At 43.7% G+C, this 15,903-nt stretch carries 11 protein-coding genes; 4 read left to right on the plus strand and 7 right to left on the minus strand.

The features are described 5' to 3' along the window. Positions 1-218 precede the first annotated feature (218 nt). From FKQ60_RS09930 to FKQ60_RS09960, 7 genes are all read right to left on the minus strand, one after another. Entirely contained in the window at positions 219-2,108 is a 1,890-nt protein-coding gene (locus FKQ60_RS09930; protein WP_170906413.1) for a methyl-accepting chemotaxis protein, read from the minus strand. Positions 2,109-2,517: 409 nt separating this feature from the next. Then, positions 2,518-3,582, minus strand: coding sequence for a ferric ABC transporter ATP-binding protein (gene fbpC / locus FKQ60_RS09935; protein WP_170906414.1), 1,065 nt, complete (start codon positions 3,580-3,582; stop codon positions 2,518-2,520). Positions 3,583-3,594: 12 nt separating this feature from the next. Then, positions 3,595-5,691 (minus strand): iron ABC transporter permease, encoded by a 2,097-nt coding sequence (locus FKQ60_RS09940; RefSeq protein WP_170906415.1) that lies wholly within the window; start codon positions 5,689-5,691, stop codon positions 3,595-3,597. 139 nt (positions 5,692-5,830) lie between these two features. After that, a complete protein-coding gene (locus FKQ60_RS09945; protein WP_170906416.1) occupies positions 5,831-6,865 on the minus strand; it encodes an ABC transporter substrate-binding protein in 1,035 nt (344 codons plus the stop codon). Between the two features lie 159 nt (positions 6,866-7,024). Continuing rightward, positions 7,025-8,314: an MFS transporter family glucose-6-phosphate receptor UhpC gene (gene uhpC / locus FKQ60_RS09950; protein ID WP_170906417.1), complete on the minus strand. Its 1,290-nt coding sequence runs from the start codon at positions 8,312-8,314 to the stop codon at positions 7,025-7,027. A gap of 115 nt (positions 8,315-8,429) precedes the next feature. Then, complete coding sequence (gene uhpB, locus FKQ60_RS09955; RefSeq protein WP_170906418.1) at positions 8,430-9,989, minus strand: signal transduction histidine-protein kinase/phosphatase UhpB; 1,560 nt, start codon at positions 9,987-9,989, stop codon at positions 8,430-8,432. Continuing rightward, the gene (locus tag FKQ60_RS09960) at positions 9,989-10,618 is read right to left on the minus strand and encodes a response regulator transcription factor (protein WP_004397391.1); all 630 of its coding nucleotides are present in this window, start codon (positions 10,616-10,618) and stop codon (positions 9,989-9,991) included. Before FKQ60_RS09960 ends, uhpB (FKQ60_RS09955) begins: the two co-directional genes overlap by 1 nt. A 285-nt stretch (positions 10,619-10,903) precedes the next feature. On the opposite strand from FKQ60_RS09960, the gene uhpT reads away from it, so the two are divergent. The 4 genes from uhpT (at position 10,904) to FKQ60_RS09980 (ending at position 15,865) form a co-directional block, all read left to right on the plus strand. Then, positions 10,904-12,304 carry a hexose-6-phosphate:phosphate antiporter gene (gene uhpT, locus FKQ60_RS09965; RefSeq protein WP_154169420.1) on the plus strand — a complete coding sequence of 467 codons (1,401 nt, stop codon included), beginning with the start codon at positions 10,904-10,906 and terminating at the stop codon, positions 12,302-12,304. A 125-nt stretch (positions 12,305-12,429) separates the two neighbouring features. Continuing rightward, a complete protein-coding gene (uhpA, locus tag FKQ60_RS09970; protein ID WP_158144375.1) occupies positions 12,430-13,038 on the plus strand; it encodes a transcriptional regulator UhpA in 609 nt (202 codons plus the stop codon). Continuing rightward, the gene (gene uhpB, locus FKQ60_RS09975) at positions 13,038-14,537 is read left to right on the plus strand and encodes a signal transduction histidine-protein kinase/phosphatase UhpB (RefSeq protein ID WP_170906419.1); all 1,500 of its coding nucleotides are present in this window, start codon (positions 13,038-13,040) and stop codon (positions 14,535-14,537) included. The genes uhpA and uhpB (FKQ60_RS09975) overlap by 1 nt, the downstream gene beginning before the upstream one ends. An 8-nt stretch (positions 14,538-14,545) precedes the next feature. Then, positions 14,546-15,865: an MFS transporter gene (locus FKQ60_RS09980; protein WP_170906420.1), complete on the plus strand. Its 1,320-nt coding sequence runs from the start codon at positions 14,546-14,548 to the stop codon at positions 15,863-15,865. The last annotated feature ends 38 nt before the right edge of the window (positions 15,866-15,903 follow it).

Here is a 15,903-nt window from a genome sequence, read left to right on the forward strand (position 1 = left end):
AAGAAAAATTAGCTAAAACCTGACACAAAAGAATAATTGGCAAATATAACTGCAATTTATAGCATGTGAATCAACTTTGCGGAAAAGATCACACTTTTATGATGGCGATCATATATTTGAAATATTGATTAACACTTTTTAACCAAAATTCTTATAAAAAACACCCAACTCAATAAAAATGAGTTGGGTGTCAAATTAAAACTGCAAGCGATAATTGATTACAACCTAAAGCGGTTAATCTCGCTTTGTAGTTCTTTAGATAACTTCGATAGCAGCGACGCTTGATGCGATGCTTCTTTTGCTTCATTGGCGAGACCATCAGAGACATCACGAATAGCTTGTGTATTACGGGTAATTTCTTCCGTAACAGAGGCTTGTTCTTCTGCCGCGGTGGCTATCTGGGTCGCCATATCGCTGATCGTTCCGACAGAAGCGCTGATTTGCGCCAAACTTTGCGCAGCAACATTGGCATCTTCGACACTACTTTCCGATAGCTTACTACTGTCATTCATGATGCCCACCGCTTGGGCTGTCGTTTTCTGTAACGTCTCAATGGTTTTCTGGATTTCTTGGGTTGAGTCATGAGTTCTTTGGCTCAGTACTCGAACTTCATCTGCTACCACTGCAAAGCCACGACCTTGCTCACCCGCCCTTGCCGCTTCAATTGCCGCATTCAGTGCCAACAAGTTGGTTTGCTCAGCAATACCTTGAATCGCCGACAATATGGCATTGATGTTTTGCGCATGTTGATTGAGGTTTTCAATGACACCTTTCGCTACCAAGACTTCTTTAGAAAGATTGCCAATCGACGCTTGCGTATGCTCAACTTGCTCTGCGCCATGCTGAGATATTTTCACTGTATCCAATGCGGTAGCCGCAGTATTATCCGCATTACTGGCGATTTCTTGAGTGGCTGCCGCCATTTCATTAATCGCTGTCGCAACCATGTTAATCTCGTCTTGTTGCACAGTGATCCGTAAGCTTCGCTCATGAGCTTGTTCTGCCGTACTCTCCGCTTGTAAATTTAAGCCACGCGATACCTCTTGTAATCGGGTGATCATGCTATGCATGTTATTAACAAATTTATTAAAGTTATTGGCTAATGCACCGACTTCATCCTGATAACGAGGCTCAATACGCTGAGTTAAATCCGCATCCCCTCCAGCGATTTCGGCCAAAGCACTCGATACGCGGTTAAGATCTCGAAACAGGAAACCGACTAACCATGCAACAAGGACGGCCACCAAACCGGTAATAATAACGGCCGTGATGATCAATTGACGCATTAAGCTACTCATCGTGGCCAGTTCAACGGACTTATCAAGTTCAATGCCCAATAACCACTCGGTACCCGGTACTTTCGAAAAAAAGAAGAACTTATCAACGCCGCCGACTTTCACTTCTTGAACCTGATTATCCTTAATCGATTGGTTAATCACAGCCATGGTTAAATTAGAGCTGTAAGTGTTGAGCGGTTTTAAAATCAAATCGGCATTGCGGTGAGCAATAATATTGCCTGTATTACCATTAACCAATAACGCCGACGATTTTTCCCCAGCGTCAATGGCAATCACATCTTTCACCAATTGATCGATCAATACATCGGCACCAATTACCCCAAATAGGCGTCCATGACGAGAAATAGGTTCAGCAATTGTCACCATTAATTGACGAGTGATCGCATCAGCATAAACGTTAGTCAGTATTTGTCGATTCTGCGCTTTTGCATCGCGATACCAGCCGCGAGTACGCGGGTCATAACTGGTATCAGAGGCACCACGTTCAGGAATAGAGCGATGCATACTGCCTTGCTCAGTACCAAAATACAGCAAATCAAATCCGCCCGCTTGTTGGCCTTGCTGTAAAAAAGGTAAAAAATTCTCCTGTCCTGTATGCGGAATCACCGAGGTGACAATACTGCCACGAATGGTTAACCACTGGTTAATTGCGCTGGTAGCGGATTTGGCGATGCCATGAACTCTAGCCTGTAAACTATAGTTGGTTTCATTTTTTAATTGGTTGACAGATAGCGTCGTCAGCACCAGCGCCATAAAGGCGACCGCGAAAACGCTGGTGCCAATCAGTTTACTTTTTAACGACAGACTCACAATTCACCTCCTTGGTGAACAAACGACTTTCGAATTTTAGACAGAACAACGATGACGGTATTTATGTGGTTCTTATAAACGTAGGCTATTTTTAAAACCACCGGAGCTTTTTGTCTCTTTTAATTTAAAAATTTAGCCTAATTCTCAAATTGGTTTTCTGTTTGCAGTCTGATATTCAAGAAAATTGGCAGCAAGTGAATGGACATACTCAAACAACTTGGAGTTGCAGGTAGGCGGCAAGTGAGTGAATCCCCATGAGCATAGGCAAGCTCTATGATTGGGGTGAACGAACGTAGCCAACACAGCTACAGCTTCAAATAGGAAGAGTATAGAAGTGTTTATTTTGGGTAACATAGAGATAGTATTTGCTAAAAAAGGGCAATCAGATGATTACCCTTTTTCTTACGGATTAGCTGATTGAAGACGACTTAGGAAGTAAAAAAAGTCCACTGGCATTAATGCTGAGATAAGCATGATGAATCAACTGCTCGTTAAACTGCGCAGAGTTTAATTGCAACAGTAACTCCTCTCCATGCCAGTTAACCGTCACTTCATACATCGACCCCATATAAACCACTTTTTTCACATCGCATAACTGGCTAATTTCGCCGTGGTCTTGCAATAAAATCGCTTCTGGACGCACCCCAATTTGATATTCACCGGGCTCTTTATTAGCCGTCACCACTTTGTCTGCTGTGATGGCATAACCATGAATCGAGATGTTTTCACCATCAAAGTGCCCTTGGAAGATATTCGCCTCGCCCATGAAGTTTGCCATGAACATTGAGGTCGGTGCTTTATATAGCTCTTGAGGCGCTCCAATTTGCATAATATCACCGTCTTTCATAACGATAACCGTATCTGAAACCGCAAATGCCTCAGCTTGGTCATGGGTTACATACAATGAGGTAATATCAAAACGTTGCTGCAGTTCACGAATGGTTTCACGCATGCTACGACGCAAGTTAGCATCTAAATTACTCAATGGTTCATCAAACAATAACACTTTAGGCTTTAACACTAACGCACGCGCCAAAGCCACTCGCTGTTGTTGCCCTCCTGATATTTGGTCAACATAACGATCGCCCATCGCTTCTAAGCCAACAATTTTTAACGCCTCTTCAACGCGTTGACGAATCTCACTACTCGGCAACTTAAGCATTTTTAAGCCATAAGCGACATTGTCATATAAGGACATATGAGGAAACAGTGCGTAAGACTGAAATACCATACAAATATCACGTTGTTGAATCGAACGCTCAGTAACGTCCTCTCCATCGATAAAAATTTGCCCAGAAGTCGGCTTTTCTAAACCGGCCACGAGTCGCAAAACCGTCGTTTTACCACACCCGGAAGGACCCAATAAGGTGACAAGGGTGCCTTTTTTAATCGCCAGATCGAGATTACCAATGACCGTATTATCGCCAAAGCGTTTGCAGACATTTTTGAGTACAACAAAATTTTCTTTTTCCATGGTCACTCTCCACTAGGATTCTTGGTTATTCGAGCGTGAGCGAGCGACACGCGCCTCACCAACCCAAAAGTCAAACAGTAAGATAATTGCCAACATCACAACGATCAGAACAGAGCCATACGCAATCGCTATCCCATATTCACCATCTTCGACACGGTTTAAAATATACGATGTCGCGACCCGAGTTTCTGGTGTCACCAAAAAGATAATCGCGCTCACCGTGGTCATTGCACGGACAAAGCTATACACCAATGTCGATAAAATCGCGGGCCTTAATAGCGGTAAAATAATATATCGAATAGTCTGCCAAGAACTCGCACGTAAACTTAACGAGGCCTCATCTAACGATTTATCGAGCTGTCCTAAACCGGCAATACCTGAACGAATGCCCACAGGCACATTGCGCATTACCATAGATATAACAACTATCGCTGCCGTACCGGTTAAATAGATGGGAGCATTATTGAACGCCAAGATATAAGAAACACCAGCGACCGTTCCCGGAACAGCAAAACAGAGCATGGTGGAAAATTCGATCACTTTCTTACCATAAAACTGCTGACGAACCACAACATAAGCAATCAATAAACCAAATAAGGCGGTCATCGGTGCCGCAATACTCGCGTAGATCATCGTGGTGATTAAAGAGGGCCACGCACCATCCGACATGCCATTACCGAATAAATTAATATAATTATTAAGAGTCAATGTGTAATCGACGCCCCAATTAACGGTAAAGCTGCCAAAGAAAATGCTGCCATACAGTAAAATATTAAAGAACATCCATCCATACAACACTACCGTGACAAACCATTTCAATGAGGTAGGGATCGCCTGCACATCACCACGATAAGACTTACCCGAAATCGTCACGTATGAACGCTGACCAATCCATAAATACTGAATAACAAAAATACCCAAAGAAAAAACTAAAAGTATCGAACCGAGTGTACTTGCTGAAGCGTAATCAAGCTGGGCACCAACAATATAGAAATAGATTTGGGTCGCGAGGACATCAAAACTTCCCCCTAGCACTAACGGGTTACTAAAGTCAGCCAACGATTGCACAAAAATAATCAGAAATGAGTTTGCCAAAGCCGGTTTTAGTAATGGCAAAATGACTTGAAAAAACGTTTGATAGCGGTTGGCACGCAAACTATAGGAGGCTTCCTCTAAAGAAGGATGAAGTGACTTCATCGCGCCATCGAGAATCATAAACGACATGGGAGCAAAAGCCAGAACTTGAGCTAACCATATTCCCGAAAAGCCATATAGCCAGTTGGTTTGCTGTAATCCAAACCAATCCACCATCCATTCCGTCACGTAGCCGGAGCGACCTAACATTAATGTTACTCCTAAGCCAACAATAAAAGGTGGGGTCACAATCGGTAAGATAGAAAAAATACGGGCAATGAATGCAGAGCGTTTAGCTATACGTGTCGTGTAAATAGCAAACAACAAACCAAAAAAGGTAGCGCCGACGCCAACGGCAATCCCAAGTAAAATTGAGTTACGAATAATATTTAAAATATGAGATTGCGAAAGAATATCCCAAAACTGCCAAGCCACCCATTGTCCACTGCTGTTTTGAAACATAGGAATAAAAATCGCTATGCTTGGGAAAATAATAAAAGCCGCGATCAACAGAATAATGGTAATTAATGCGCTGATCACAAAATAATCGCCGCCTAAATATTCTAATCGAGCAAAAGCTAACGTCATCACAGCAATAAATACGATAAAAAGTGGTATCGTGGCATAACCTAATCCTTGATAAGTTAACCAAGAAGAAAGCAAGATAACCCCCATACTGGCTAAACTGTAGCCAATATCGATATAGTGACGAATAATTTGACTACGCTTAGGTACTCCCCACCTCCTAACCAATAGCCCAAGCGGTAAAGCAAACCATAACCAAGCGATGCTTGGTTGACTCCATCCCATCGCTTCGTAAAACTCATCAGAGGTTGAATCAAACAAACCATAATCAAGGGCAAAAGAAGGGAGCAATATAAATGCCGCGATGGCTAAACCGATCCAATAAAAAACAGGATCAGTGTTATGAGTAGCACCCGTATTTTGCTTCATGGACGTAATATTCTCAGTCATAACTCTACTCCGAGAAAAAAGATGATCGACCACCTAGTATTTAGGCAGCACAACATTAACCGGCACCGGATGACGGTAAAATAAATCGATTGATGGAATTAGGCAGCTCGGATTTAATCACCGAGCTGCGAGGGGGAGATTAATTGCCCATTTTGACATCACTGACCCATTTCGTGATCAGTCGCTTACGCTCATCTGCCGAACCATAGGTTTCCATATCATAGTCAATTAAGGTCAATGTCTTCGGATCGAGCGCTGCAGGAGACTGCTCTGCTAAGGTATTGGTTAAAATTTGGTAAGACTGCCCTTCTTTCCAAGCCAATTCCTGACCTTCTTTTGATAGTACCCAGTCAACAAAGCGCTTAGCATTGTCAAGATTACGTGCGCCTTTAATAATACTCACACCGCCAATCTCATAGCCTGTACCTTCACACGGTGCAATCAGTTCTAATGGAGCACCTTTATCTTTCTCTAGTGAATAATCATGTAAAAAGCCAATACCAATCGCAATTTCTCCACGAGCAGCATTACGAGATGGAGCAATACCAGACTTAGTATATTGCGATACGTTTTTATCCAACGCAGTGAGGTAATTAAACGCCTTATCCTCATCCCATAATTGAATAAATGTCGCTAACGCGGTGTAGGCGGTCCCCGAGCTTTGTGGATCGGCCATTTGAATTTCGCCTTTATATTCAGGTTTGGTCAGATCAGCCCAACATCGAGGGATCTCTAGCCCTTTTTGTTGTAAACGCTCCGTATTGACACCAAAGCCTAAAATTCCCATATACACAGCAGAGGAATAATTCCCTTTACGTTTAGCCGGATCTCGAAATTGCTCCATAATATTAACCAGCTCTGGTGACTGATAAGGAGTGAGGAGATCCATCTCTCCCGCCTGAGATTGAGGATCAAGCGTTCCACCGTACCAAACATCAGCACGAGGGTTGTTTTTTTCCGCTTCAATTTTAGCAAAGGTACTTCCCGAGCCGTTGCGAACCACGGAAGTGCGTACATTGTATTTTTCAGAAAACGCTTTGGTTTCAGCCTCACACATTGCATTAGTAGCGCTACAATAAACCACCAAACGACCCGCAGCACTCGCCTGTAAAGGGGAAAGTAAAGCGCCCGCTACGCACAATCCAAGCAAGCTACGTTTTATATCAACTTTCATCGTCCATTCCTTATTATTATCTTCCGTTAAGTATCCTCAACGGTAGGTTTCACGTTATCGTCAAGGTCATAATTCATCCTGACGAGGATGCTCTGAAGCAGTTCGACAAACAGATAACCGATGATTTGGATGAGCTCATCAAACTGGTAAGAGTCACTTTTATTCCATTTGCTGTGCTTTAATAAAAGGCAGTAAATGTAAGCTGATTAACGCAGCGCACACCGTGAGTAGACAAAAGAAGCCTTCCCACCCCCACGCTTCAATCAGCAATGATAATGGGTAACCCGTTAAAGCCGCACCAAGATAACTAAACAGGCCAATAAAACCCGTTGCTGTTCCTGCTAAATCTTTACGTGAACATTCAGCCGCAGCCATACCTATCATCATTTGAGGGCCAAAAACAAAAAAACCAATCGAAAAAAAACAACCTGATAAAAACCAAACATGATTAATAGGCGTTAACCATAACGCTGTTACTGAAATAAAAATTCCCAAGGCAAACAACAAATTCATTGGCGCTCGATTACCACGAAAATATTTATCGGACCCCCAGCCACCAAATAATGAACCTAGAAAACCGCCGACTTCAAATAAAGAGACAGAAAGGTTGGCTGTTAAAATATTATGTCCATGTCGTTCAACTAAATAGAGAGGCCCCCAATCATTGATTGCCATACGAACCATATAGACCAACAAATAAGATCCACATAACAACCATAAGTATCGATTGAATAATACATAACGCATCACTGCAGTTTTAAAGTTTAAAGTTTGTCCTTCTTTCTCATGAGCTAGCTCTAACTTATCTTGTCGCCATTGTCCGACGGAAGGAAGCCCTAATTCTATCGGTTTAGGTTGAATACGGTAACAAAGCCAAACCCCAACACAGACAGCAATACAGCCTGGAATAATAAAACCATAACGCCAACCAAAAGCGAGACTAATAGAACCAATGGCTATCGGAATCAACGCCCCACTTAAATTATGACAAGTATTCCAGATTGACCACCAAAAACCACGCTCACTTCTTGAATACCATGTGGTTAAAATTTTTGCACAGGCAGGCCAACCCCATCCTTGAAAAAAAGCATTACTCATCCACAACACAGAAAACAATAACAACGATGAGCTAAAACCAAATAAAATATTGATGATACCTGTTGCGATTAACCCTAACCCCATAAAATATCGAGAGCCTGAGTGATCGCTTAATAATCCTGATAAAAACTTTGAAATACCATAAGTCAGATAAAATAACGTGCCCAGAAAACCAATATCAGAATAGAGTAGGCCTAAATCATTGAGCATTTCTGGCATCGCAAAGTTCAGACTCTTGCGAGTGAGATAAAATACACCATAACCTAAATACATCGACACCATTAAATGCCAGCGCCAATAACGGTAACGTATTGCTACCTCACTATCATGAGTCTGCGCTGTACTTATCATCTGGTCGCCCATCCTCGCGCTTGACCTTGCCTCATCCTAGACAATGAAACGACAAAAAACATGAGACCTCACTTTAATTGACTAGGAATAATTCCTATTTTTGGATAACCAATGACTATTTTGTGGGCAAGTTAACAACAATATGCATGCCTTGACCGCTTCGTTGACTGGTTAACACAGAAAAATCGCCACCTAGCGCACTCACACGTTCGCGAATACCAATCAAACCATGCCCTCTTATGGACCAGTCATCAGGCAAACCAATACCGTTATCTTTGACTTCTAAAGTCAAATCACTACCAGGAAAGAGGGTAATTTGCACTTCGCTTGCTTGAGCATGCTTAGCAATGTTGTTGAGTAATTCTTGTAACATTCGAAACAGCGTCACTGACGTCATATCATCGAGTTTATGGCTGTCTAAGCCAATATTGAGCAACACGTGAATTCCATGTTCGGCAAAACGCATATCTTGAATAAGCTGTCGTATCGCAGATTCAAGTCCTAGCTCATCTAATAGATGAGGCCTTAACCGTTTTAGTAATTGACGGGTGGCTTGATGGATATTCATCGCGATGTGATGAATTTGGCTAGCGCTCTGCCTCACTGGGTCTGTCGACGCCAAACGCTCGGTTAACCTTGCTTGGATCTGAATTGCAGTAATATTTTGTCCAATATCATCATGCAGTTCACGAGCAACCGATTTACGGACTTCTTCCTCGACGGTGATCAACTGCCTCGCGAGACGCTGTTTATCCATTAGCTGAGTCGCTAAACGCTGATTGGCTTGCTGTAACGCCTTCGCCAAACTATGTTGACGGCTGATAGCGATCCCTAATCCCAACCCCACTAAGGATTGAGAGGCCATAAAGATCAAGAGCTCCTGCTCAGACGAAAATGAGCCACTCACCTGTCTCGCTGCAGCCAGTAAAATGGAATTCATGACACTGGCAAGTACACCACCCTGCCAACCAAACCGATACGCCAAGAAAATATTTGGCAAAATAATGATCAGTAGAGCTAATGGCTTCATCTGCTCAAGCAAAACCAGCTCGGCCAATAGCCCCAAGCTAAAAAATAATAGACTCCACACCAATACCCAAGGACTTAAACGAACATCTTGGTGAATGAGGCTTGGAGTGAGAGGTAGCCAAATTTGATGTTTTAAATAATCAGATAATAAATAAAGAAATGGCGTCACCACCACAGCGCCAGTTAAGGTCACCACAGAAGCGTTGATCATATCAATGAAAGAAAGAGCTAATGGTTTGGATAACAAAAAAAAGACGATACCAACGAAGAGGGCATGGCTAATCATCAATCCCATCAGTAGTAAAAGTTTCTGCCAATAATGAAGTAAAGCCGCTTTATATAAACCGAAGATAGCCGCAAGACTAAAACTCAAGATTGGAAAAATAAACATAAAATAGGTCACAGGCGTGGCAGATAATAACCATAAAATCACCCCAGCGAGTAACAAATCTGTCCCTAAGCAAACCCAACGCACGAAGTTAGGGGCTAATAATCCTACTGCAAGCCTCAAACCAGACGGAAAGAGTAAATATGCCATCAGATGATCCGTCGTCAGATAACGACTGATATTCCATAAACAAAACTGACTTATCCCATAAAGAAGAAAAGCAAAAACGCCATGAAATAAATAATGACTATTTTTCATTACGAATCTTGAGCAAGTAAACGATGTTGTATCGCGAAACGAATCAAATCGACAATATTACTTAAACCAAGTTTGTTCAAAATATTGGCTCGATGAACATGGACAGTTTTATAACTCAGAAATAGCACTTGTCCAATTTCCTTAGCATCTTTGCCTTGGATCAATAAGAAAAAAATCTCACGCTCTCGTTTGGTTAACTCCATCAGCACATTTTTTTCTTGAGGATTACTCAAATTAAACAACGCATCAGCACACAAATAACGGTGTCCACGTGCCACCATACGAATCGCATCAACTAATTCACTAGGACCACATCGCTTCGATAAATAACCACTCGCTCCACTATCGATCGCTTTACTCACAAAAGAAGCTGAGTCATAAATACTTAAAATAATCGCTTTGAAATGAGGGTGCAGCGTTTTCAGACGAGCCAAGAGACTTAAGCCACTTTCATCAGGCATCGAGATATCCATAATCACAACATCTACTGGTTTTTTTGAAAGCGCTAAAAATGCAGCTTGTGCATCACCGTATTCACCAACCACTTGAATATCATCTTCTACATTAAGCAATTGAGCAAAGCCAGAACGAACCACTGCATGGTCATCCACTAACGCAACCGTAATCATTACTGACCTCAACAGACCTCTTTTCCTGTGAGAGTTATCATTACAGTGATGCATGATAACTGCAAATAAAGTCGGTCAAGCTGTGATTTCGGTTAACTAAATACTTCTCTTATCACTTTCTCACCAAGCGTGACCTCATTCACGCTTTGTACAACACCTTGCCGTTTCTAAGACTTTTTCTTAGTTGATCTAAGACCTCCTCTCATGCTCAGCCAGCCAACAAGCCATACACTTTGCGACAACGCTTAAATACCCCTTTTATTTATACGGCAAAGAGAACGTATTATGTTGAAATTTCTAGAGCAGGTCAGAAAACCGACGTTAGATCTTCCACTCGAAGTCAGACGGAAAATGTGGTTTAAACCCTTTATCCAATCTTATTTGGTGGTCTTTATTGGCTATATGGCAATGTATTTGGTGCGTAAAAACTTCAATATTGCCCAAAATGATTTGATTTCGACTTACGGCTTATCAATGACGGAGCTGGGCTTAATTGGCCTTGGTTTCTCAATTACTTACGGCATCGGTAAAACGGTGGTGTCTTACTATGCCGATGGCAAAAATACCAAACAATTTCTGCCTTTTATGCTGATCCTCTCCGGTATCGCCATGCTGGGCTTCAGTTTCAGTCTGGGCGGCGGTAGCGTCAGTCTGTTTTTGATGATCGCCTTTTACTCTTTAAGCGGCCTATTCCAAAGTACTGGTGGACCATCGAGTTATTCAACCATCACCAAATGGACCCCGCGCAATAAACGTGGCTCTTATTTGGGCCTGTGGAATATGTCACACAACGTGGGAGGTGCTGGCGCAGCGGGGGTCGCTTTGTTTGGCGCTAACTACTTATTTGATGGCCATGTGATCGGCATGTTCGTTTTCCCTTCACTACTGGCGATTGTCATCGGTTTTATTGGCCTACGTTACGGTAGTGACTCACCAGAAGCCTATGGTTTAGGTAAAGTAGAAGAACTGTTTAATGAGGCCATCAGCGAAGAAGATACCGCCGCCGAAGAAAACCAGATGACACAATGGCAAATCTTTGTTGAATATATACTAAAAAACAAAGTCATTTGGTTGCTCTGTTTTGCCAACATCTTTCTCTACGTGGTACGTATTGGTATCGACCAATGGTCCACGGTTTATGCCTTCCAAGAGCTGGGACTATCAAAAGAAGTCGCGATTTCCGGCTTTACCATGTTTGAAGTCGGTGCGCTGGTCGGAACCTTAATGTGGGGATACTTATCCGATTTAGCGAATGGTCGCCGGGCCTTAGTTGCCTGTGTATCGCTTGCGTTGATCATCATGACCTTAGAGTTTTATCAACACGCCACCAGCGAATTGATGTACCTTTCTTCACTCTTTGCCTTAGGCTTTTTAGTGTTTGGCCCTCAGTTGTTGATCGGTGTTGCTGCGGTCGGTTTCGTGCCGAAAAAAGCCATCTCAGTGGCCGATGGCGTCAAAGGCACCTTTGCTTATCTGATTGGTGATAGCTTTGCAAAATTAGGCTTAGGGATGATCGCTGATGGCACGCCGATTTTTGGCTTAACCGGTTGGAAAGGCACCTTTGCCGCGCTCGATACCTCGGCTTTCCTCTGCATTGGTTTGCTGGCGTTTGTCGCGATTGCCGAAGAGAAGAAAATCCGTAAAGAGAAAAAACGCTTATTATCTCTCGCAAGCTCACAAGCTTAACCTCTTCACAACTCTCCCTATGACATCCATCCACGATGTGATGGGGAGAAGCTCAATAACTACCGATTGCCAGTCCGCCTATTTAGCGTTAATTTACCCTCTTGGTTACAGAGTGATTCAATTTTATGCACAACGTGGTACTCGTCGATGATCATGTCATCGTCCGCTCAGGCTTTGCCCAACTGCTCAATTTAGACCCAGATATTCAAGTTGTCGGCTCTTTTGGTTCCCTTGATGACGCTCGGCGAGGTCTACCAAGCTGCCATGCCGATGTAGTGATATTGGATATTTCAATGGCTAATGAAAGTGGCTTTAGTTTATTGGCGGACCTGCCCTCCGGACTGGCGGCGATTATGCTCAGCGTTCACGATTCTCCCGCCATGGTAGAAAAAGCGTTGGAGCTCGGTGCTAAAGGCTATCTGAGTAAACGCTGTAGCCCTGATGAATTAATCCAAGCCGTTAAGACCTGCGCGAGTGGAGGCTGTTATCTAACCGCCGATATTGCCAGCCGTTTAGTGACACCGAAACATCCCGTTTCACCGCTATCATCACTGACTCCACGCGAGCGAGAAGTGTGTCAATTGCTCGCCGATGGTATCGACGTAAAAACGATCGCCCAACAATTAGGGCTGAGTCCAAAAACCGTTCATGTCCATCGAGCGAACGGCATGGAAAAACTCGGCGTGAGTAACACCGTTGCTTTGGCGAACCTCATTCATCACAACTTAACCTAATGCGCTTACATCCTTTTACCGCCGTATGTAGCTTTTGCCTCATCGCTTGCACTTGGTTTTGCTTATGGGTGATTGGTTTTTACTTTGTCAACGATCCTGAATTAGCGATCCTATTTTTCCCTTTTGCTTTGCGATTAGGAATTGCGCTCCATTGTTCCCATCGCTATTGGCCGATTCTGTATTTCACCGAGTGGGCGCTGACCATCAGTTTAGCGCTGCTCTTGGCACAACCGCAGTGGCTAACAATTTTGATTGCCAGTGGATTGAGTATCCCGATCACCGCTTTTGCTCAGCGCTATTATCATGGCGAACAATGGCGACGCTTAACGGTGATCTGTTTGACCATTGCGCTATGCGCCACCCTCAATACCGCTTCAGTAAGCTTCCATGTCCCTTCAATCTATCTCACTTGGTTAGTCAGTTTAACCGGTGGATTAATGCTTGTGCCAACCTGCTACTTACTATGGAATTATCTGTTTCAAACACGTTGGTTACCACTTTCCGTACAACTGATCCGCCGAAAACCCAGCTTTAATGTCAAAGCGGTTTTGCTGTGTAGTCTCTTATTTACGGTCAGTATTATTCTACAAACCAGCCTACCAGAAGAGCTACGCCGCTTTGCCCCTTTTTGTCTTGCTATCCCGATCATCGTGTTGGCTTTTCGCTACGGTTGGCAAGGCGCGTTATTAGCAACCCTACTCAATAGCGTCGCTTTAATCGCGACGCGAAATGATGTCTCTAACTTAGCCACCACCGATTTACTGCTGTCGATTTCCGCACAAAGCCTGACGGGCATTTTCCTTGGCGTCGCCGTACAAAGACTGCAAGATCTCAATCGCCAACTGAGTAAAGAGTTATACCGCAATCAGTCGCTCTCTCAACAATTGGTCAGAGCTGAAGAATCGGTCAGAAAAGAAGTCGCGCGTGAATTACACGATGAAATTGGCCAAAGCATCACCGCCATTCGTACTCAAGCGAGCATTATCAAACGCACCGAACAAGCCCAGATGCGTGAAGACAGTGCCAATACTATCGAGTCTTTATCGCTTAACGTTTATGACACCACCAAACGACTGCTGAGTAAACTTAGGCCGCAATCATTGGATGATTTGCAGCTATTAGAAGCGATTGGGCAGCTCATTCGTGAAATGGAATTTGCTCACAATGGCATTGAGGTTCGTTTAACTAGCCAAGGGCCAACGGAGCAACTGAGCGATACTTTGCAAGTCACCGTATTTCGACTCTGCCAAGAAGCGCTTAATAATGCCCGCAAATACGCTCATGCGCGCCATATTGAGATTGACTTAACCATCGACAAACAGGTGTCTTTGACGATTAAAGATGATGGTGTCGGGATCAGTAAAATCGACCCACTCAAGGGAATGGGAATTAAAGGCATGCAAGAGCGCGTACAAGCGCTCGGCGGACACTTTAAGCTACAATCGCAACCAATACTTCCTAGCGGAACCCATTTGCACATTCAATTGCCTAGGGTATGACATCGCTTATGTTTCGTTTTCTTTATCACTCAACCACGCCACCAGCGCTGACTAATCCGCATACCATCAAAGCCACGTACGATCATTGGCGATTGCATATCATGATCGGCATGTATTTGGGCTACGCTGGCTTTTATTTTACTCGGCGCACACTCAATTACGCCGCGCCGAGTTTGCTGACTGATTTAGGATTGGATAAAGGCGATTTAGGACTGCTCGGGACACTTTTTTATATCACCTATGGCTGTTCAAAGTTTCTCTCTGGCACTATCTCAGATCGGGCCAATCCTCGCTACTTTATGGGGCTGGGCTTAATCGCCACCGGATTGATTAACATTGCTTTTGGTTTTTCCAGTTCGCTCAGCGCCTTTATTTTGCTCTGGGTCTTGAACGCTTGGTTTCAGGGTTGGGGATGGCCAGCTTGCTCAAAGCTGTTAACCACCTGGTATTCACGATCTGAACGAGGCTGGTATTGGGCCATTTGGAATACGGCGCATAATGTTGGCGGCGCATTGATCCCTATTTTAGTCGGATTTTTAACCCTGCATTTTGGCTGGCGACACGGCTTTATTTGGCCGGGAGTGATTGGCGTGCTGATCGGCATCGTACTGTGCTGGCGACTTAGGGATAAACCCGTCTCATTAGGCTTACCAAGTATCGGCCGCTGGCGCAAAGATACCCTTGAACTTGCGCAAGAAAATGAAGGCAAGGCCCTGAGCTATCGAGAGATTTTAGCGCAATATGTCTTTAGTAATCCCTATATCTGGTTACTTGCCGCGAGTTATATCTTGGTGTATATCGTGCGCACCGCGATCAATGATTGGGGTAATTTGTATTTAACCGAGCAGCATCATTACAGCCTGATTAATGCCAATGCCGCGTTATCACTGTTTGAAGTGGGTGGGTTTGTTGGTTCTCTTGTCGCAGGCTGGGGGTCGGACAAGCTTTTTTCTGGCAATCGTGGACCAATGAATCTATTGTTCGCCAGCGGTATTTTCCTTTCTGTGGCTGCATTATGGTTAATGCCAATGACCCATTTTATCTTTCAATCCGCCGCACTATTTTGTATTGGCTTTTTTGTGTTTGGCCCACAAATGTTGATTGGCATGGCCGCCGCAGAGTGTTCACATAAAGATTCAGCAGGTGCTGCAACCGGATTTGTCGGCTTATTTGCCTACATGGGCGCAGCCCTCGCCGGTTATCCATTAGCGATGATTCTAGAAACTTATCATTGGAACGGCTTTTTCATCGCCATTTCTCTTTGTGCCAGCGTAATTGGTTTATTGTTACTGCCTTTTTTATTAGCGCAGTTACCGAAGGCTGAGTGAAACATTGAGATTAAATACAAACAGAAAGTCGAAGTTCT

Source organism: Vibrio sp. A11, assembly GCF_013048705.1.
Classification (GTDB): Bacteria; Pseudomonadota; Gammaproteobacteria; order Enterobacterales; family Vibrionaceae; genus Vibrio; species Vibrio metschnikovii.